Here is a 21,412-nt window from a genome sequence, read left to right as displayed (position 1 = left end):
TTTTTTAGTATTACATTTGCGTCTGCAGGTAGTTTTCGATACCGGTGACTTTGATGAGGTGTTGCTGGGTCTCCAGCCAGTCAATTTGCTCTTCCTGCTCATTGAGGATATTGTCCAACGCCTCACGACTAATGTAGTCCTGCTTTTCTTCACACAATGCGATAGCGTCAACCAGATCCCCTAATGATGCTTGCTCAAATGCCATATTAGCCGCAATCATTTCTTCGCTGTTTTCACCAATTTTGAGTCGACCCAGGTCCTGGAGGTTAGGCAAGCCTTCCAGAAACAGAATACGTTCAATCAGGCGATCTGCATTCTTCATTTTTTGGATAGATGTTTTGTAATCCGCTTTGTCCAGTTGCGAAAAACCAAAATCTTTAAACATACGGGCATGCAAGAAATATTGGTTAATGCCTACCAGCTCGTTTGCAAGTACGGTGTTCAGTGCCGTTATTACCGCTTTATCGCCTTTCATAATGATTCCTTATGCCAGCTGAGATTGCAGATAGTTTTGGATGCCGATTTTGTCGATAAGACCGATTTGCTGTTCTAGCCAATAAACATGGTCTTCTTCGGTATCAAACAGCAGCTTTTCGAGGACTGCACGTGATTGGTAGTCCTGCTCCTGTTCGCAGATCTTGATGGCCTGTTTAACGCTTTCTACCACTTCCAGCTCCAGCTTAAGATCATTTTCCATCATAGATTTTACGTCGCTACCTATGAGCAGATCGCGGCGTTTAGTCATGTTAGGGACACCTTCAAGGAACAAGATACGCTTGATTAACCAGTCTGCGTGTGTGGTTTCTTCTTCCATTTCGTGATTAAGACGCTCATAAAGTTTGTTCAAACCCCAGTCGTCATACATGCGGGAATGAATAAAGTACTGATCAATGGCTGCGAGCTCATTAGCCAGTAGTGCGTTAAATGCATCAATTACCTGTTGCTTGCCTTGCATAAGTGTCACCTCAATTCGTTCTAAATTGACGCCAGTGTACGTGTATATAATTTCATGTCAATAAAAAATCTATATAAATCAACATATTAACAACTGATTATTATTCTCATTTCAGTTCAGTTTTTGGACTTTAAATAGCAATCAGGTGCAATAGCCCAAAGGACTGGTCATGCCATAGTGAGATTTCGGTATAGGACAGGTAGATTTTCTAACGGGCTATCCCTACTCATGTGACGTCAATGCGCGCATAATAGGGGTATAACCTGCGGGTATTTTTTTATTGGGTTCCGAATATGGCCAGTACCTTTGCACGACTGGTTTTACACTGAGTCTGAGTCTCATAGAAGAGTTGATGTATGCTTTCTTCAGAAGTTTGTGCCAGGGCACGAAAAAGCCGGGATGCACGGTTTGATGGTTTATTTTATGTTGCGGTGAAGAGCACGGGTATTTATTGTCGCCCGATATGTCCGGCGCCAGCGGCAAAAGAGCACAATGTGCAGTATTACCAGCATGCGCATTGCGCGGCACAGGCCGGTTTTAGACCTTGTATTCGTTGTCGGCCAGACAGTGCGCCTGGTAGCTATGCCTGGCTGGGTACACAAACCACTGCGGTCAGAGCGAAAAGATTGATTGACGGTGGTTTTTTGGGCAGTGCAAGTGTGACTCAGTTAGCTGAAAAATTGGGGATCACGACACGATACCTGACCAAACTGTTTCAACAGTATTATGGTATCGCGCCAAAAAAATATGCGTTGTTTAAACAGTGTGACTTAGCAAAGCAGCTATTGCAGCAAACAGCCTTACCGGTTACCCAGGTCGCATATGCCTGCGGGTTTAACTCTCAGCGTCGCTTTAACGACGCATTCAGTCGGCTCTATCAGATTACGCCATCCAGCTTACGTCGCGGTGCTGAGGTCAGTCAGCAGATTGACTTGGTGATGGCCTTTCGTCCCCCCTTCAACTGGCAGGCGATGCGAGAATTTTTAGCGCATCGTTTGGTGACACCACTGGAGTGGCTAGATGACACCTCTTATGGACGTAATTTTAGATTGGACGATTATCAAGGTTGCTTTACGGCGTATTATGAGGAGTCTCAGAACCGCTTCAGAGTAACGATTGAGATCAGCGATCTAAAAGGGTTACCTCTGGTGGTGAATAATATCCGCCGGGTATTGGATTTAGATGCGGACTCCGAGTTTATCAACACGCATTTACAGCAACATTGTAGTGACATGGCACTTCAGGATGGGCTGAGATTACCCGGGATATGGACACCCTTTGAAGCGGGAATACGTGCTGTTTTAGGGCAGCAAATTAGTGTTGTGGCTGCCAGGAACCTAATGATCCAGTTAGTTGAACAGCTGGGAGAAAAGCAGAAAAATGGCACTTATCAATTTCCCTCAGCAGACGTTATTGCGTCATCTGAGCTGTCGTTTTTTAAAATGCCTGAACGCCGTAAACAGGCAATAATAGCCCTGGCGCAGCATCATGTGGACGATCCCGATTGCACACCAGAATCCTGGCTGGCAATTAAAGGAATAGGCCCCTGGACCGTGGATTATGCGAGCATGCGGGGTCTGAGTGCGCCGGATATTTATCTGGGAGGGGATCTCGGAGTACAAAAAGCCATTGATAAGGTCGGGCTGATAGATGAGCCAGGCTGCGCCCCATTTAGAAGCTATCTGACTTTTCAGTTATGGCAGCAAATAAAATAAAGACACGTTTATTCAGGGAGTAATTTATGACTATTCAAACCTATCTGGCGAGTCCGGTTGGCGATATCGCTATACAGGCAACAGATAAAGGGCTGAGTTATGTTGGCTTCGCGCCTAAATCTGTGTACTCAGAGGGTACCAATGAGCACCTTAAGCGCGCCTGCACTCAGTTAACCGAGTATTTTGCCGGGCAACGGAGTGAGTTTGATGTTGCTCTGGACACTCAGGGCACGCCTTTTCAGCAAGCTGTGTGGCAACTGCTGCGACAAATCCCTTATGGCGAAACAAATACTTATGGTTGGATGGCAGCCAGGCTAGACAATCCGAAAGCAGTCCGGGCCGTTGGGGCAGCCAATGGCAAAAACCCAATCAGCATTATCGTACCGTGCCACCGAATTATTGGTGCAAGCGGCAAGTTGACGGGATATGCCGGGGGATTGGAACGTAAATCCTGGCTTTTAGCGCACGAAGGGATAAAAATTACCCAGTAATGTATGCTGTTCATAGCCAAGCTCTAAGGTGAGTTATATACTAAAAGAAAGCCCGACCTAAAGTCCTGTTTTAATGCGATTGACTGTAATGTCGTTGATATTTTTGTTTGTTTGCTGTCAGGCTGCTGCGAAAGTATCCATTAGACTGTGTTACGAAGATAAACATATTCCGCCATTTTTCCTGGGTAACGGGTTTGACGTGCCGCAGGAAAACCCAGGCGCAACGATTGAGATACTTAGACACCTTGAAACCCAGGTTGATGACGTGCAATTTAAGTTTGTTCGCAAACCCTGGCAACGATGTTTGTACGAGATCAAGCGCAATCGTGTTGATGCCGTAATTGCCAGTTACCGACAAGCGCGTCAGGCCTTTTTGTCTTATCCACTTAATGAGGATGGATCCCCAGACACACTGAGCTCTATCAGCCGACTTGGTACTTGTCTGGTCGGCATGACACAACTAAAAACGGCGATTCACGAACGTAGTTACCCCATAAATCTGGCTGTGCCAAGAGGGTATTCAGTTGCCGATTCAGTAGGGAGTGATAAATACACGATCCTGAACACAGACTCACAAAGTGATGCTTTTGAGTTAGTGCTCAAGGGCAAGGTACATGGCACATTTGGTTTGTGCCAGGTCGATGGTAAAGCGGTCGAAGCCTTTCCTTATCGACGACAGCTTGCTGCGGTTTATCCGCCACTGGATATCAGCTTTGGTTACCTGACGTTTTCGAAGCAATTTAAAGCGCTGCATGGGCCAACAGCAAAAGCCTTATGGTCTTCTTTAAGCACCTCGGAGCTGCACCATATCTACATTGCGTACATTAATCGTCAAAGTTATCCAGGTGATACCCAGGATAGCAGTCGGAGCCCCACAAAAGTGCCATGGCAGGTATTTGACTAAGCTGGCTTAATTGTCTGAGTTTGGGTAGACTATCGCGAATTTTTTAGCGGCAGATACGAGCATATGGCGCAACTTTATTTTTATTATTCGGCGATGAACGCCGGAAAATCTACCACATTATTGCAATCTGCATTTAATTATCGTGAGCGGGGTATGAATCCGTTTATCCTGACCGCTGCGCTTGATGACCGTGCCGGCGTTGGCAAGGTCGCCTCTCGTATCGGGCTTGAAGCGGAAGCACATACTTACGAGCCAGCAACGGATCTGTTGAACCTAATCAACCAGTCGCATGATAAGCAAGCGTTGGATTGTATTTTGGTCGACGAAAGCCAGTTTTTGAATAAACAGCAAGTCTCTCAGCTAACCGATGTGGTTGATCTGCTCGGGATCCCGGTCTTGTGCTACGGGCTCAGAACCGATTTCCGGGGAGAGCTGTTCGAAGGTGCTCAGTATTTGCTGGCCTGGGCCGACAAACTGATCGAATTGAAAACAGTCTGCCATTGTGGTCGCAAGGCGAACCACGTTCTGCGACTGGATGCGGCTGGAAATGCAATTGCTGATGGCGCCCAGGTTGAAATTGGCGGAAATGACCGTTATGTGTCGGTCTGCAGAAAGCACTATAAGGCTGAGCTCATTAGACTTTGAGCTCATACTTAGTTAAAAACACCAGGCGATAAAGCGGCTGACTTTTTGACCCTGTTGCATATCAATGACTTTTACTTCACTTGCTTTGACCGCTTGCAGGGCTTTTTTCAAAGCCGGCAGGTTATCCTTTTTCGATACAAGTGAAGTAAACCAGCCAATTTGATCTGCAAAGTCCTGGCTTTCGTGGATCATGGACTTAATGAACGCCAGTTCACCACCCGGACACCATAGCTCGGGTGCATGGCCACCAAAATTCAACTGCCCGGATTTTTGAGCTTTGCCCAGATTGCGCCATTTTCTTGCTGTTCCCGCTTGAGCTGCCTGTTCACTTTCATGGAAAGGCGGATTACACATCGTCAGATGGTAGCTTTCTTTTGCACCAATGATACCGTGGAAAATGGCCTGCTGATTTTTTTGCTGCTTTATTTTAATCCCCAGTCCATTCGCTTTCGCGATGGTTTGTGCCACCGAAACGGCCATAGGGTTGATGTCAGAACCAGTAAACTGCCAGCCATATTCAGCTTGACCGATCAGCGGGTAAATCAGGTTTGCACCCGTGCCAATGTCGAGACAGCGGATCTGCTTCCCTGTTGGGGTTTCGCCCTGGTTGTCATCGGCCAGTAAATCTGCCAGCGCATGAATATAATCAGCCCGGCCTGGTACAGGTGGGCACAAAAAAGGTTCTGGCAGTTGCCAGAGTTTGACCCCATAGTCGCTGGCAAGCAGTGCCTGATTTAATGCAACCACTGCATTGCGATCGCTAAAGTCTATGGTGTTGTCACCATGCGGGTTGTTGCGCAGGTGTTGCGTGAGTGCCGGATTGACCCGGCATAGACGGGCGAAGTCATAGCCCTGTTGGTGTTTATTTCTGGGGTGCATTAAATGATTGTTTTCTTACTTCATTGATACACCATTATATCGAAATTATGTGTTTTGCGCTGCCTCTTTCCCTGCAAAGACCGAATGAGCCCGCTTGCGATGTTAAAATGCCGCTGGTACGATGAGTTTAAAAAATGACGTAACAATCTGACATGATCATAAAAAACTCGCTTTATGTGCCAGTTGGGGAAGGGTATCAGCTGCATCTTCGCCATATTTATCAGAAACAGAAAATGGGCCCTGCAGTGCTGCTTATCCATGGTGCAGTTGAAAATGGCAAGATCTTTTATACTCAGAGCAATAAAGGCCTTGCCCCCTTTCTGGCCGAACAGGGCTATCAGTGTTTTGTGGCGGATTTACGAGGCAGAGGGGGAAGTAAACCTGCCATCAGCAAAGGGGATAAACACGGTCAGACGGAATCAATTGTCGAAGATATTCCCGCAATTCTGGCGCACATCACGGCAATGACTGGTAAACGGCCTCAGTTCTGGGTAGCGCATTCTTGGGGTGGGGTGTTATTGAATAGTGTTCTGGCCAGGTTCCCTGAAGAGATTGAACATATCAATGCGTGTGTTTACTTTGGCACAAAAAGGAGCCTCTATAATCGACACCCAGAAAAGCTGCTAAAGGCCAATGTGATCTGGTATACGCTCGCATTTTGGCAGGTGAGGAAGCATGGCTACTTGCCTGCTCGTCAGCTTAAATGGGGCTCTGATAATGAAACGCGTAAATCTCATGCACAGAGTGTGCAGTGGGCGAAACGCCGACCTTGGGTAGACAGCGATGACGGCTTTGATTACGCTGCGGCATTAAAAGACACGGCACTGCCACCGACTTTACATATCGCGGGGGTCAAAGACAAAGCACTGGCACAGCCGATAGACATCAGGCAATTTATGGCTGAGTCGGGCACAGGCATTATGGAAATCACTGTGTATGGTCGGCGCTATGGTCATCAGCATGATTACGATCATATCAATATGCTAACGCACAGCGCCGCGCGTCACGACCAGTTTTCCGATCTACTGGCCTGGTTCGAACGTTACGGACAGACCTGATCAATGCGAGTCGGGCAGGGCCAGTTCTTTTTGCATCTGTACTTCGAACTTTTTCCAGTTCACCAGGGGCGCCGTATTCAGTGGCTTGCGTACCTGAGCTTTACTTAGGGTTGACACTACCTTGTGGCTTTTATAGAACTCCATACATTCAGGCTCGTACTTTTGATACATAAAGTTAAGTGCCTTGCGGATCTCTCGCTCAGGTTCCTCAAGCAACTTTTCGTAGCTCATTGTGTGGATATTGCGTGGTAGCATCGTCTTAAAGTGCGTCATTACGTTATCGGTCAAATCGCTATATAACTGATACTCTTGTAAAGAGCAGAAGTAAGGCTCATCTTCAGCAAAGTGATTGCTATACACTGACCAGGCATTTGGCATAAAGTCCCGGGTCATGTGGATAAAACGGGCATCCGGGAACATTTTGTAGATCAGGCCAATATTCTGGAAATTGGCAGGCAACTTGTTGATCACGGCTTCTTCGGCAACTCGATGGCGTTTTATTTCATCAACGTATAAATTACGGCAGTGGTCGAGCATCGAGGTACTCAGTGTTTTGGTGCAATCCGGAAAGGGCGCTTCATTGCGCATGCTCAGATAAGGCACAATATCGTCACTAATTACCGTACTTTCCCCCATAGAACCCACTTGAGAGTGCTGGATCAGCATTTGCTCCAGCAAAGTGGAGCCTGTGCGAGGCAGGCCAACGATAAAGACTGGGGTAAAAGTGGCTCTGACTTTGTCTGGCGGCTTTGAAAAAAATGCCTCATCAAAACTGCTTTTTAAATACTCAAAAAAGGGCTGCATGGCTGAGGTGTGAAAGTCACAGAGCGCATGTTGGGCCGCATTGGCTTGCTGGTAATGTGCGAAAGCTGCATCAATATCTGCCAGCTTTTCATAGGCATGTGCTTTAGCGTAATGAACCACAATGTGTATCCTGGGGTTATCCAGGTCTGCATCGAGTGTATCGAGCAGTGCTAAATACTCGGTTAGTTTTTCGCCTTCAGTGAGTTTGATTAACTCGTGGAGCATAAAAACCGTAATGGCGGAATGAGGGCAAGATAGGCCAGCATCAAACACATTTCGTGCATTGTCGATAAATCCATAGTCGAGATAAAACTGCCCTAAATGATAGTGAGCCTGGGCGTTATGCCTGGCAACGCTCAGGGTGTATTCAAGTACTGTCTTTGCGTCAACGGGTGAGCCAACCGCGACAAACGCATCAGCCAGCGCATAGAGCGGGTCGAGCATTTTAGGCAAGTGTTCGCAGGCGCGTTTCAGATAATAGATAGCGTTATCGTATTGTTCGAGCCGCATACAGATCCTGCCAAGACCAAACAGGGCCTTGCCGTTTTTTGGGTTCTGTTTAAGCACTTGTTTGAACATAAATTCGGCTTCGCGAAGCCGATTTTCTTCGAGTAATTCGGAGGCTCTTTCTAGCAGTAACATGTGGTTATAAATAGTTTTTTATACATGATAGAAATAAAAAGGGGAAATAGCTATAGCTACTTCCCCCTTTGTTTCTGGGTTACAGTAAGTCGTTAAAAGGTGTATGTTGCTTTTACGTAGTAGAAGCCACCGTTAATGCCAAATGGAGACGTTTCGTAGTAGATACCGCCCCAAGTATTTGAAGGTGTGAGCTCTGTGTTGTCACCTTCCAGGAAGTCGACCACTTTCTCAGCATCCTGGTCGAAGATGTTGTTAGCACCGACCGTCAGGCTGATATTTTCAGTTGCAAAGTAAGTCAACTCGGCATCGAATGTGAATGTTGGGTCAGCCATGATAGCGGTAGCATCATAGTCGACGTGTACACCCTGATATTCGCCATAGTAGTTGTAGCGCAGGAAGCCTGAGAATTCTTCCCATTGTTGCGTCCAGGTATAGGTTGCTCGGTGCTGTGGCAAGTCTTTCTCAAGACGGGCTACCTTGAAATCACCTGTGATGACAGAAAACTCGTCAACTTCAGTTTCATTCCAGTTATACGCAGCACTGAAAGTGGCAAAGCCGCCTAGCAGGTCCATAGAGTAGTTAGCAACAACGTCAACACCCTGAGTTGTGGTATCGAAGTCATTGGTAAAGAAGGATACCTGCGCAATGCTGTCGACGTTAGGTACACCATCTGCTTTCAAAGCTTCTTTTTGTGCCTGGGTCAAATCAATCTTATTCGATTGACTCAGACGGTCTTCTACCTGAATGTTGTAGTAGTCAATCGTCAGGAACCAGTCACCTGATTGATAAACACCACCGAATGTGTAACTTTGCGACTCTTCAGGCTGAAGCTCGGTACCGCCCAGGATCTGGGAAACTGGGTTAGTAGGTGGCAGCAGCGCCGAGTCAACCAATACACCACTACTTAGGTTGGTTTGTACGTTACTCACATTTGCCTGGCCGACTGTTGGAGCACGGAAGCCTGAGCTGACAGAGCCACGTAATGCAATGTCTTCGGTAACATGATATTGCCAGGTTACTTTGTAATTGGTTGTTGAGCCAAACGAGTCATAATCTTCGAAGCGCAGTGCCCAACCCATTAAAAACTCTTCAGTGAATGGTGTTTCGATATCGATGTAAGCTGCGTAGTTACGACGCGAGAACTCCCCCCCAGCTGAAGGCTGGAAGCCTGGAAAACCATTCGAACCGATACCAAACCCTTGGGTCGTTAATGGCCCCGCGATGAATGAGGCTTCATCACCCGGAATCACTTCAAACGTTTCTTCGTGCCATTCAAAACCAACCGCGACGTTAACATCGTAGGCCAGGTCAAAATCATACCCTTTAGAGAAGTCGGCGTTAAAATTCTTCTCAAGCTGAATGTACTTACCCGGGCTAAACTCCATTGGCGTGTCCGGACCCAACGACGCGTTGACCGTGTTAGTAATAAAGTAGCGTGATTCATTGCGGCCAACCGAGCCACTAAAGTCGTAGTAGGCGCCTTTGAGGAAGCCATCAGTGAATTCCCCTTTAGTACCAATGGTCAAAGAAGTATCAGTAATGTTGCCACCAAAGAACGGCGTAAAGCCTGCAGGCAGGATGTTGTTAAATGCAAAACAGTTGGCAGCTGCAAGTGAATCTAGAGCAGCTTGATCCGGCAGACCATTGGCCTGGATTTCAACCACTGGGCAATTCAGCTGTTGGTCATAGCCATCCAACGAACCAACTAGTATCGTTGGGTTTGCTGCATCCCAGGCTGCTTGTTGCGCTTCGTCTGTCAGGTGGCGTCGTGCAGGGGCACCGTCGACATTACGGACCACACCGCCGTAAACACCCGGACGCGTTGTTGGATTACGATAATAGAACCCGCCTTTTACATCGCGTTCAGAGTAGTTACCAAACATGTAAAACTGAGAATCGTTGGTCAGTTCAAGACCGACATTACCAAACAGTGTGATGTCGTCTTTGATTTCTGGTGCACCCCAAACCTGAGCCGGGTCTCTAACACCTTGTAAACCCGCATCTATAAATGCTTGCGCGTCAGGGCGTTGAACACTACGACTGGTTGGATCGGCTTCTTTGTATTGGAAGCTTAGGTTAGCAAAACCTTGGTCGGTAAAGGGCAGACCTATGTTACCTTCGATGGTTGTTGTGTCGCCGTCGCCTTCATAATATTGGCCTTGCTTGACGGAAACACTACCACCTTCAGAGGCATCCTTAAGTACAAAGTTCAATACACCGGCAATGGCGTCTGAACCATATTGTGCCGCAGCACCATCACGCAGTACTTCCACTTGTTTGAGTGCAATGCTGGGGATTACGGAAATATCCGGACCCTGAGCACCATCATTAATACCACCGCCCAGGAAGGCGATAACGGAAGAGCGGTGACGGCGTTTACCGTTGAGTAAGATTAAAGTAGAGTCTGCTGGCAGGCCACGCAGGTTTGCTGGGCGTACCAGGCTGGCTGCGTCACTGATAGGATTGGCGTGAACGTTGAGTGAAGGAACGGACCCCTTCAACAATTCCAGCATGTCATCGCCACCGGCTTTGCTTATCTCGTCTCCACCGATAATATCGATAGGGACGGGAGAGTCACCAACCGAGCGTGGTGCTGCACGTGAGCCTACCACCGCGATTTTCTCTATTTTTTTGTTTTCGGCACCGGCATCGGCCTCTTCTGCTTGTACGCTGGTTACCGCCAACCCCATTGTTGCTGTTGACGCTAATGCAAATTTAATCGCACGACTTAGCGCGTTTGTCTGTAGTTTCATCCTGTTTCCCCAGTTATTATATGTTGTCATTTCTTACAATATACACAAGTTGCACATCTCGCATTAACTTAATGTGTACTAGTTATTAAAGATAATTGCAAATATGTTCACTGCACCTTTAAAGGTAGCAGTGAATTTTACTAGGTCAAATTTTTCAATAACTTTTTGTTTGTGGTACAAAAAACAATCTTTTTTGGGGGTTTTTAAGGTACATTTCAGCATGAAAGATGTTCACCAAAATGTCATTATTGCGCACTCTGGCGGGTTTTTTTGTCGAGATGTTTAAAATGTGAACTGTTGTATTCTTCATCTAACTCGCTCATATGTTATTGCCAAGCGGGTATTCGACTAATTGGTTAGGGGCTGTTGATCAGACTTACGTATGCTAACGTCTCGTTTTTATTTCTGCTAATATTGGGGATACTAAGATTTCCCAAGAATGTTAATGCGATTAATTAAAGTAGTACACAAAGCACCCATTCGAGTTGCAAGGATCAGTAAGAAGCGTCAACAAATAAAGCTCCGACGTGCTTTGGTTGGTTTGAAAATAGCATTGGCTCAGGAAAAGCAAGAAACCCGAGAGATGTTGGACATATACAAGCGATACCCTCAGGGCGGAGTGTCTAAGCAAGAGTTGGCGGCGGCAAATCATCAGTTTTTTGATATTTTGAAGGGCCTGGGCCTTGGGGTATTTGCTTTATTACCTTTTGCGCCTATTACCATTCCGCTGATTGTTAAGCTCGGCCAGTGGTTAGGGGTTGATGTGCTACCCAGCTCATTCTCATTAGGTAAAAAGCCTAAAAACTCCAACAAATCAGCCGATTAAGAGTCAGCAGATAACTGTTCCTAGTTTATTACTGTGCTTTGTGCATCCAGTGAGTGAAATATTTTTCCCACCTTGGTATTCTCTTGTCAGGTTTATGTAATTCAAGAGGCACGTATGAGTAATTTACTTGTTCACTCATCACAAGGAATACCGGTACATTTCATAAAGGAATACCAGCTTAGCGAATGGCTAGAGGAAAATGCGCCACAAGCCAAGAGCATCACGCTGGCCACCAGACAGAAAGCACAAAAAACGTTATTGATCCCAGACGTTCAAAGCGGCGACATTCAGGCCGTACTCAGTCTGGTCGATTCACTGGATGATATGTGGCTGGCTGGTGATCTACCTGCTCAGTTACCGCAAGGCACCTATCAGCTGCAGGGTGATGAGGCATTTGTTGAACAGGCAGCGCTTGGTTACCTGCTAGGTGCATACACATTTGATGCATACAAGAAAGCATCTGCGCCGAGCGCAAAGCTGGCGATTGAATCAGAGACCATGTTGAAAAAATTGCAGGATCAAGCTGATGCCATCTACTTGGTCAGAGATTTGGTCAACACGCCAGCGGCGGACATGATGCCGCAACACATGGCTGAAATCTGCACAGAGATGGCGGCGCAATTTGGTGCACAGTTTACTCAAATCGTCGGTGACGAATTACTGGAACATAACTATCCAACGATTCATATGGTTGGCAGAGCAAGTGAAAACAAGCCACGCCTGCTAGATTTGAGCTGGGGTGATGAACACGCTCCCAAGCTGACTTTGGTCGGTAAAGGTGTCTGTTTTGACTCGGGTGGCTTAGATCTCAAACCAGCTTCCGGCATGCGCAATATGAAAAAAGACATGGGTGGTGCTGCTCACGTGTTGGGTCTTGCTCATATGATTATGGCGGCTGGATTGCCTGTTCGTCTGCGGGTATTGATCCCGGCAGTTGAGAATGCTGTGTCGCGCAATGCATTTCGTCCGGGTGATGTGATCCAGACGCGTAAGGGTCTGACAGTTGAAATTGACAACACGGATGCCGAAGGTCGTCTGGTATTGTGTGACGCACTGGCAGAAGCACAGGCAGATGGTCCTGATCTGTTGATTGATTTCGCCACTTTGACGGGTGCATGCCGGATAGCGCTGGGAACTGAGTTGCCGGGCTTCTATAGCACAGATCAGGAAGTGGCCAATGGTATGATTGCTCAAGGTAATGCGCTTCAGGATCCAATCTGGCAGCTGCCTTTGTTCGATCAATATAAGGCTCTGTTTAAGAGCGACGTTGCAGATATGGCAAACTGTGGTTCTACGCCATTTGGTGGTTCAATCACCGCTGCACTGTATCTGAAAGAGTTTGTAGAACCTGAACAGACTCCTTGGGTGCACTTTGATGTGATGGCGTGGAACATACGCGCCTTGCCTGGCCGACCTGTTGGCGGTGAAGGGCTTGGCCTCAGAGCGACGTTTGCGTATCTTGAGCAGCGTTACGCGTCGTAATTTGCTCTGACAAATGTCAAAGTGATGAAAGGGCCATTGTGGCCCTTTTTTCGCGTTTCTAAACAGGGAAAACTGACAGGCTCGGTTGCTATAATTTTAAAAAGTCTTAGAGTATCGGAGGTTAGGCCCTTATTCTGAGTACCATTTTGTCTGTGTTTTCACCTCAACAATCTGAACTGGCACCGCTTGAACCTGAATCATCAGCATTGCCACATTTGTCGAAACAGTTTTGGAGCTTGCAAATTGCCGGATGGCTCGGCTATGCGGCTGTGGTGTTTCTGGCAATCATTCAGCCTCAGTTTGACGCGCCCGGTTTTAACCTGGCCGGGCAGATCATAAATCTGGGGGTCGAAAGCCTTAGCGGCTTTATGCTCTCCCTGTTGCAGTGGCTCTTTATTCGAAAAATCATTCATCAGCCTTTGCAGCGCACCCTGGTTATCAGTTTTCTCTTTGCAGCCTTGCTGGGACTCATTTATAACATCATTAAGCTCGCCAGCTATAAAGTTATCGTCCATGATCAACGCTGGAACGAGGCCTGGACCATGCTGGAGTTTGGTGGCTGGTTGCTGTTTTCTTTGACCACTATGTTTGTCTGGACCTCGATATTTTTTATCATGCTGTATAACAGTCGGCTACAAAAAGAGCATGAACGTTTGTTAAGAGCGCAGACCCAGGCAAAGGATGCGCAGTTACAGATGCTGCGTTATCAGCTTAATCCGCACTTTATGTTTAATACGATGAATGCCATATCAACGCTGATCCTGAAACAGGATAACGACGCGGCATCAGAAATGCTCGATAAGCTGTGTGACTTTTTCCGTCACTCACTCGAGGCCACGCAAGGCAGCAGAATCCCGTTAAAAGAAGAAATTCAGTTGATTGAATTGTATTTGGCGATTGAGAAAGTCCGTTTTGGACATCGCCTGTCTGTTCGCTATGATATTGAACCGCAAGCTCAGAATGCATTGGTGCCGAATATGTTATGCCAGCCTGTTGTTGAGAATGCTATTAAGTATGCTATTGAGCCAAGTAAACAGGGAGGAGAGGTTACAATCTCGGCAAAGCGGCAATTACAGCAACTCGTTATAGAGATTTCAGACTGCGGCACAGGCTCTGATGAGAGGGCCGTTAAAGGATTTGGCATAGGACTAAACAATGCTAAAACCAGACTGGATGTGATGTATAACGGTGATTTCACAGTGTCTTTGAATAAAAATACAGCCGGGGGAAATACCGTGACCTTAGTGCTACCATACGAGGTTGAATGACCATGACAAAACCACTGAGCGCCATCATAGTGGATGATGAACCCCTTGCGCTGGAGGGGCTGAGTCTCAGGCTGGCTAAAATCCCCGAAATAGAAGTGATTGGTCAGGCCGAAAATGGCGATGATGCGATCCGTTTGTGCCATGAATTGAGTCCGGACGTGCTGTTTTTGGATTTACAGTTGCCCGGGCTTAATGGCATTGAAGTGGTTCAGGCGATACAGGCCGATGTCTTGCCTATGGTGGTTTTTGTCAGTGCTTATAGTGATTACGCCCTCGAAGCCTTTGAGCTTAATGCCATTGACTATGTTTTGAAGCCCGCGAACCTGGGTCGGTTGCAAAAAACGGTGACTCGGATCCTGGAGCGTCGACAGCCTCGTCAGGCCGAGCAGGAAAAATACCGCCTGTTGCAGGCACTGACAAAGACTTCCGGGTTGGATGTGGCTGAGTTAGAGTCCTGGCTGGAAACGGGCAGCCCGTTACCAGCCAGGCAGGACAGAGAGCTGGTTATTAAAAACAGCGATAATGAGCAGGTCTTTGTTCCGATGGACACAATCCGCTGGATTGATGCTGCCGGCGATTACATGTGCGTGCACACTGAGTCAGAAACTCATGTCCTGCGCATTACCATGAAAAAGTTACAGACTTTGCTGGATGAAACCCTGTTTGCCCGGATCCACAAGTCGACCATAGTTAACTTAAGTTATGTCACTGCGATTAAACCCATGCGGAATAACGAGAGTCTGGTGACGCTTAAAGGCCAGGTTGAACTCAAAGTAAGTCGCAACTATAGTCAGGCATTACATCAATTTGTTGCTAAAAAGAAAACGTTGAGCTAGTTGCTTCGCGTTAGTACAAGCAAGAAATATCAGTGGGGCGCCAGAAGTATTACCCCTTCTGGTGCAACGACTATATGGTTTGGTGCAATATGTATGTACCCGATACCCTCCAAAAGCCAAGAAAAACAAAAGGCTAACCTTTCATCTTATTTTTGTATCGTCTTGTCGTGCACTATTGTGGCCCACGTTCTTGTGTCGCAACAGTCGCTCGTGATGGCGCGTTTCCATTGTAACATTCAGGTTAATTTAACAGGATAGCCTCAGGAGCAGACCGAATTGGTCTCCGATTCGCTGCTCATTCTTTGTAGTACGGACATTGCAACTGGCTGCACCTGGGTGCGATTGATTGCAAATAACAAGTACAGCGGCTCTGTGCCAGACTGTAAAAAGAACAGGTCCGCGCTACACAACAATCGGTTCGATTAGTTGGAACACACATTATGATAAAAGTTGCAAAATCCTTCACCAGTCTTGGTGTCTTGCTTGCGATAGCCGGTTTAACTGGCTGTGGCGGCGACGCTAAAACCAACACTGATCTGAGCAAAACGGATCCTCAGACACCGGTCTCTGACTGGCAACTCGTCTGGCAAGATGAGTTTGATGAGACACAAATCAATACTCAAAACTGGACGCATGAAGTGAACTGCCTGGGTGGCGGAAATGAAGAGCGTCAATGCTACACCGATGATGCAGTCAATTCGTATGTTAGCGATGGAACACTGAAAATAGTTGCGCTTCGCGCTGCGGAAGATGCTGAACAGCCCTATACATCTGCGCGCCTTATTACAAAACACAAAGCGGATTTTAAATATGGCCGCTTTGAAATGCGGGCGAAACTTCCCAGCGGGCAGGGCAGCTGGCCGGCATTTTGGATGCTGCCAACCGATGAAGTCTATGGTGGCTGGCCTAAATCAGGCGAGATTGACATAGTTGAAGCGGTGAACCTCAAAGCACAAGATGCGGATGGCATGCCTGAGGCCCATGTCTACGGGACCTTACATTATGGCAAGGATTGGCCTGACAACGTTCACTCTGGTAAAGCGCATAGCTTACCGGATGGTGTGAACCCGGCCGATGACTTTCATACCTATGCGGTAGAATGGCAACAGGGAGAGATACGCTGGTATGTTGATGATTATCTTTATGCCACGCAGCGACAGTCTGAGCCCCTGTATGACAGTAACGGCAACGTATTTAGTCTGAAACACCGGGGGTGGTTTGCCGAGTATCATGATCAGGGCAGCGGTGAGCTGGTAACACACTGGGACAGTGCACCGTTTGATCAAAATTTTTATCTTATCCTGAACCTGGCTGTTGGTGGCAATTGGCCTGAAGCGGTTAATGAAACGGGCGTTGATGCTGATGCCTTTGCAAACGGGCAAACCTTTGAAGTGGATTATGTCCGGGTCTATCAATGTCAGCAAAACCCGCAAACAGGCAAAGGCTGCGAAACGATCCGCGCCGGATGGGATTCACTGGATGATGCACTGGTTGAAGGTAAAGCGCCCAGCCCACCGCCGCCTGCGACTTCAGGGGATAGTCTGCAAATCTTTGACGGTGAGCTCAATAAAGACTGGCCAGCATGGGATTGTTGTGGCGGCAGCGTTCCTGCTTTAGTCGAAGATGACACTGCTGGCATGGCGGTCGAATTTAGCGTGGGCAGTGAGCCTACGGTCAATGGGTTTATTTCTCGAGATCCGATGGCGTCTGATGCTGGTGGTAGTCCCAGCCCGTTCGATGCCTCTTCGTTGATTGAGTCCGGCGTTGTGCGTTTCGATTTGAAAGTGACTTCTGCGCCCGCGAATACAGAGGCGCCCTGGATGTTAAAAATAGAAAGCGCAAACGGAGAAAAAGCAGTTGAACTTACTTTGTCTGAAAGCGCAGAAGGGGTAATGCCAGCGGTTGGGCAATGGCAAACCTTCACGTTCTCGTTACAGATGTTGGCTGAGCAGGGGCTGGATATCAGTAGTATTGATGCATTGCTTATTTTCCCGGCGTGGGGCAGTGGCGAAGGCGCAGTTTATCGCGTCACAGATGTTGCGATTGTGACACCAGACACAGCCACTGCATTGGTGGTGTTTGAAGAGAGCGAAAATCCTGCCTGGCCAATGTGGGATTGTTGTGGCGGTTCTTTACCTACGGTTGAGCTGGACGATGATACGCACGGCAATGTTGCAGAGTTTGTGATCGGTGATACAGCAACGGTGATGGGGTTTATTTCCCGACAAGAGTTTATTTCAACCGAAGGGGTTAGCGCGGCACCATTTGATGCCTCCTCTATCCTGTCCAACGGCGTGATTGAGTTTGATATGAAGGTGGTGAGTGCACCACAAGACGCCACTGCAGCCTGGTTCTTCAAAGCTGAATCAGTGGGCGCGGAAAGTGCTGCTGAACTGACCCTGGATGAGAGTATCCAGCAAACAGCTCCCGAAGTCGGCCAGTGGCAAACCTATACATTTACTTTAACGGACCTGGTGGCAGCTGGCCTGGACATCAGTGCGATTGACGTTTTGATGGTTTTTCCCAGCTGGGGCTTGGGCGCGGGCGCGGTATACCGTATAGATAACGTGAAAATTTACGATCCGAATCAGGCGGATGACTTTGTTGGTGAAGTGCTATTTGCCGATGACGTTAAAGCTAAATGGTCGCTGTGGGATTGTTGTGGTGGCTCTACCCCTTCGCTTGAAAATGATGATATGACTCAGGGCATGGTAGCGGAATTTAAAGTTGGCGCCGAGCCTACTGTGATGGGGCTGTTTGCTGAAGACGGCCATTATCTTGATGCATCACCCTATCTGGAAAAGGGCTCGGTTCAGTTTGATCTTAAAGTAGTGACAGCGCCCAATGATAGCAGTGCGCCCTGGAAGTTTAAGATAGAAGCGCTGGATGCCAGTTTTGCACTGGAGCTTAATCTGACCGACAGTCTGGAGGCTGTGGCGCCTCAGGTTGGCCAGTGGCAGACCTATACTTTCCCACTTCAGACACTGCAGGATGGTGGGGTGAATGTTAGCGGCATTGACATCATCATGGTTTACCCAGCCTGGGGGCAGGGTGAAGGAGCTGTATACCGGCTCGATAATGTGATGATCACAGCGCAATAAAACCAAACCGATGGCGTGGCATTGCCACGCCCAGACAGCGAAAATTATTCAAGCAGGTCATTATGAATACAGTAAATTATAAACTCTCACATGTCGCGATTCTGATCGGTGCGGTGCTTGGTACTTCAATGGTACAGGCTGAGGAAGCTGAGCCGCAGGTTGCTGAGGAAACGCCCGAAGTCATAGAAATTCGTGGCATCAAGGGCAGTTTGATCCGCTCTATGAACGTCAAACGAGATATGTCTGGTGTGGTGGATGCGATTTCAGCAGAAGAAATGGGTAAATTTCCCGACACCAACCTGGCTGAGTCTTTACAGCGCATTACCGGTGTGGCAGTGAGTCGCAGCAATGGTGAAGGCAGTCAGATCACCGTACGTGGCTTCGGCCCGGACTTTAATCTGGTAACACTCAATGGCAGACAAATGCCAGGAACGGGTAATAGCCGTTCTTATAATTTTGAAAACCTGTCATCCGATGGGGTTTCGGCGCTCGAAGTTTATAAAACAGCGCGTGCTGACAATCCGACAGGCGGGTTAGGTGCGACGGTGAATATTGTTACTGCTCGCCCTCTCGACAGTGGTGCTGAGAAAATGTCGTTTTCAGCGAAAGCAATCCACGATTCTTCAAATGTCGCAGGCGATGACGTTACGCCAGAGATCTCAGCCTTGTACTCCAATGCATTTTTGGATAACACAGTCGGGTTTGGCTTTACCATTAACCACCATCGCCGCGACTTTCAACAGCAAAGTGCCAATATCCAGGGGTGGCAGGCGAATGTCGATTTACCAACTAACCTTGAAGCAGACAGCGTCACAGACAATCGCCCTGTAAACGATCAAGGGGTGCCCGCAGGTGATTATTTTTTCCCTCGGGATATGAACTATCAAATAAGTGATTTACAGCGCGAGCGAACCAACGGTCAGGTTGTTTTCCAGTATGCGCCCACTGATGACATTGTAATGACGCTGGATTATACCGGGACTAAGTCTGTTACCGGTAAGAATGCGATTTCCTGGGGTATGTGGAACGACTACGGCGGTAATATCAACGGCTATGAACTGGATGAGAACGGCACCGTTGTGTATGCCGATATCAGCGGTAACGACGGGTCTTTCAGTGCCTCACGTTCCACTACTGAAGTGAAAGAGCGCTCAGTCGGTTTTAATATTCAATGGCAAGCCAGTGATGCTCTGAGTCTGAGTCTGGACTATCATGATTCTCAAAGTGAAACCGATAATGGCGCAGACGCCGGTCTGGGTAGTGAAGGCACGCTGGTACTGGGCTCAGATCAGTTAACGACCAAGCGCTACGATTTTCGCAGCGGTGAGATCCCGCACGCTGAAATTCTGTGGCGAAATGGCACCAATGAGCTGGCAGCCAGTGAAATCGACTCTCACTTTAGTCAGTTTGTACACTCTCCGGGCAAAGCAACCGTCGAACAGTTACAGCTCGATGGTGTCTGGGAAAATCTGAGTGACCGTTGGGCTCTGGTGAACATAAAATTTGGTGTGGCTCGCACAGAGCAGGAAATGAGCGGATCGAATGCCTGGAGTGGCTTGATAGGTGGGTTCCTGTTTAATCCTGCCTGGCCGGAATTATTCCCCGATGGCATGTTTACCCAACATGATACCAGTGACTTTTTAAATGCATTTGATGGTGGCGGCAGTGCGTTACAGCCACACTATTACTATACCTTTGAATTCGATGAGGTTGCCGCTCGCTCTGAAGCCTTTTTGACCAATGAATTACTCGGTGGCAATGATTATTTTGCGACTACGGCGTATCACGACATGGGGACCTTATCGCGAGAAAGCGTGACGGAGGAAACCAGCAGTATTTACTTGACAAGTTTTTGGGAATTTGAGGTTGCCAATTATCCGGTACAGATAAACGCAGGTGTTCGCTACGAGCAAACCGATGTGACCAGCAACACCTTCCAGCCTACGCCTACTGCTGTCTGGTGGAAAGGCGGCAGTGAGTGGCATACCCAGTATTTACCTGATGGCGATGCCTTCTTTACCGTGGAAGGCGAACATGATGTGGTTCTGCCTATGGTGGACTTACGCGTGGATGTGACTGATGAGCTGGTTGCCCGAATGTCCTGGGGCAAAACCATTTCGCGGGCACCACTGGGAGATCTGGTTGGCGGGCGGAGTCTGTCAAATAGCCCTAAAATTGGCTCTCGCAATGCCAGCGAAGGCAATACCAACTTACAACCATTTGAGTCGACTAACTTTGACCTCAGCCTCGAGTATTATTACGCCGAGGGCAGTTACGCAGCCATTGGTTACTTCGATAAGTCGGTGAAAAACTTCATTGGCAGTCAGATAAACTCAACGACTGTTGAAGGCTTTAACGACATCTATCAGGGACCCAGATGGTTGCAAGCCGTTGCCGATATTGAAAGCCGGGGTGAGCAGGCCACGAATGATGCCATTTTTGCCCAGATGCAGGCCAATGGCGCAACCCTCAATGAGCAGGGGTATATTACGCCAAACGCCGATGACCCTTTGATAGTGTGGGATTTTACACGGCCATTCAATGCGCCCGATACCAAGTCAGTTGATGGCTTTGAAGTGGCTGTGCAGCACCTGTTCGGCGAAACCGGATTTGGCGTCGGGGTGAACGCGACATTTGTAAATGGTGATGTGGAGTTCGATGTTGCCAGTCTGGAGCAACAAACCCCGCTTACCGGGCTCAGTGACTCGGCAAACTTTCAGGTGTTTTATGAGCTTGAAGGACTGTCTGTGAAGCTGACATATGCCTGGCGTGATGAGTACCTGATCGGAGTCGGCCAGGATCAGGGATCTTCCGACAACCCGCCGCAATTTGCCAAGGCCTTTGGTCAATGGGATATGAGCGTCAACTACGATATGACAGAGCAGCTGACGGTGTTCTTCGAGGGCGTGAACCTCAATGATGAAACCGAGCAAGGCTTTGGTCGTTATGAGCGTCAATTCCTGTTCGCCCGCCAATACGGCCCCAGGTATGCACTGGGCTTCCGATATAAGTTTAATTAATTCTGAACCCGCTCTGGTTTTTGCGTTAAGCAG

The 21,412-nt window shown here is 47.9% G+C and carries 16 protein-coding genes; 11 read left to right on the top strand and 5 right to left on the bottom strand.

All coding sequences use genetic code 11. The features are described 5' to 3' along the window. Window positions 1-10 precede the first annotated feature (10 nt). Together bfr (CWC22_RS20165) and bfr (CWC22_RS20160) are read right to left on the bottom strand one after the other, a co-directional pair. Complete coding sequence (bfr, locus tag CWC22_RS20165) at window positions 11-475, bottom strand: bacterioferritin (protein WP_138537953.1); 465 nt, start codon at window positions 473-475, stop codon at window positions 11-13. Window positions 476-484: 9 nt separating this feature from the next. After that, entirely contained in the window at window positions 485-955 is a 471-nt protein-coding gene (gene bfr, locus CWC22_RS20160; protein WP_010380979.1) for a bacterioferritin, read from the bottom strand. Between the two features lie 356 nt (window positions 956-1,311). Between bfr (CWC22_RS20160) and CWC22_RS20155 the strand changes: the two genes are divergently transcribed. The 4 genes from CWC22_RS20155 (at window position 1,312) to CWC22_RS20140 (ending at window position 4,710) form a co-directional block, all read left to right on the top strand. Further along, window positions 1,312-2,670, top strand: coding sequence for an AlkA N-terminal domain-containing protein (locus CWC22_RS20155; protein ID WP_138537952.1), 1,359 nt, complete (start codon window positions 1,312-1,314; stop codon window positions 2,668-2,670). 26 nt (window positions 2,671-2,696) lie between these two features. Next, entirely contained in the window at window positions 2,697-3,161 is a 465-nt protein-coding gene (locus CWC22_RS20150; protein ID WP_138537951.1) for a methylated-DNA--[protein]-cysteine S-methyltransferase, read from the top strand. Window positions 3,162-3,249: 88 nt separating this feature from the next. Further along, the gene (locus CWC22_RS20145) at window positions 3,250-4,065 is read left to right on the top strand and encodes a hypothetical protein (RefSeq protein WP_125557201.1); all 816 of its coding nucleotides are present in this window, start codon (window positions 3,250-3,252) and stop codon (window positions 4,063-4,065) included. A gap of 63 nt (window positions 4,066-4,128) precedes the next feature. Beyond that, on the top strand, window positions 4,129-4,710 hold the full coding sequence (locus tag CWC22_RS20140; protein ID WP_138537950.1) for a thymidine kinase: 582 nt from the start codon (window positions 4,129-4,131) through the stop codon (window positions 4,708-4,710). Window positions 4,711-4,722: 12 nt separating this feature from the next. On the opposite strand, the gene rlmF is transcribed toward CWC22_RS20140, so the two are convergent. After that, on the bottom strand, window positions 4,723-5,589 hold the full coding sequence (gene rlmF / locus CWC22_RS20135; protein WP_138537949.1) for a 23S rRNA (adenine(1618)-N(6))-methyltransferase RlmF: 867 nt from the start codon (window positions 5,587-5,589) through the stop codon (window positions 4,723-4,725). Window positions 5,590-5,741: 152 nt separating this feature from the next. Here rlmF and CWC22_RS20130 point away from each other — a divergent pair, with 152 nt between their 5' ends. After that, a complete protein-coding gene (locus CWC22_RS20130; protein WP_138537948.1) occupies window positions 5,742-6,647 on the top strand; it encodes an alpha/beta fold hydrolase in 906 nt (301 codons plus the stop codon). Here the strand turns inward: CWC22_RS20130 and CWC22_RS20125 are convergent, their stop codons facing one another. Together CWC22_RS20125 and CWC22_RS20120 are read right to left on the bottom strand one after the other, a co-directional pair. Next, window positions 6,648-8,093 (bottom strand): tetratricopeptide repeat-containing sulfotransferase family protein, encoded by a 1,446-nt coding sequence (locus tag CWC22_RS20125; protein WP_138537947.1) that lies wholly within the window; start codon window positions 8,091-8,093, stop codon window positions 6,648-6,650. Window positions 8,094-8,185: 92 nt separating this feature from the next. Then, window positions 8,186-10,846 carry a TonB-dependent receptor plug domain-containing protein gene (locus CWC22_RS20120; protein ID WP_125557193.1) on the bottom strand — a complete coding sequence of 887 codons (2,661 nt, stop codon included), beginning with the start codon at window positions 10,844-10,846 and terminating at the stop codon, window positions 8,186-8,188. A 445-nt stretch (window positions 10,847-11,291) separates the two neighbouring features. Here CWC22_RS20120 and CWC22_RS20115 point away from each other — a divergent pair, with 445 nt between their 5' ends. From CWC22_RS20115 to CWC22_RS20090, 6 genes are all read left to right on the top strand, one after another. Then, window positions 11,292-11,672, top strand: coding sequence for a hypothetical protein (locus CWC22_RS20115; protein WP_138537946.1), 381 nt, complete (start codon window positions 11,292-11,294; stop codon window positions 11,670-11,672). A gap of 114 nt (window positions 11,673-11,786) precedes the next feature. Beyond that, complete coding sequence (locus CWC22_RS20110) at window positions 11,787-13,154, top strand: leucyl aminopeptidase family protein (RefSeq protein WP_138537945.1); 1,368 nt, start codon at window positions 11,787-11,789, stop codon at window positions 13,152-13,154. Between the two features lie 152 nt (window positions 13,155-13,306). Continuing rightward, a complete protein-coding gene (locus CWC22_RS20105; protein WP_138538026.1) occupies window positions 13,307-14,422 on the top strand; it encodes a sensor histidine kinase in 1,116 nt (371 codons plus the stop codon). 2 nt (window positions 14,423-14,424) lie between these two features. Then, window positions 14,425-15,258, top strand: a complete 834-nt coding sequence (locus tag CWC22_RS20100; protein WP_228553169.1) for a LytR/AlgR family response regulator transcription factor — start codon at window positions 14,425-14,427, stop codon at window positions 15,256-15,258. Window positions 15,259-15,698: 440 nt separating this feature from the next. Next, on the top strand, window positions 15,699-18,359 hold the full coding sequence (locus CWC22_RS20095; protein ID WP_138537943.1) for a glycoside hydrolase family 16 protein: 2,661 nt from the start codon (window positions 15,699-15,701) through the stop codon (window positions 18,357-18,359). Window positions 18,360-18,421: 62 nt separating this feature from the next. After that, window positions 18,422-21,379 (top strand): TonB-dependent receptor, encoded by a 2,958-nt coding sequence (locus tag CWC22_RS20090; protein WP_138537942.1) that lies wholly within the window; start codon window positions 18,422-18,424, stop codon window positions 21,377-21,379. Window positions 21,380-21,412 lie beyond the last annotated feature (33 nt).

The organism is Pseudoalteromonas rubra (assembly GCF_005886805.2).
Classification (GTDB): Bacteria; Pseudomonadota; Gammaproteobacteria; order Enterobacterales; family Alteromonadaceae; genus Pseudoalteromonas; species Pseudoalteromonas rubra_D.
Note: the sequence above shows the minus strand (reverse complement) of the source record. Positions and strands in the feature narration are given on the sequence as shown.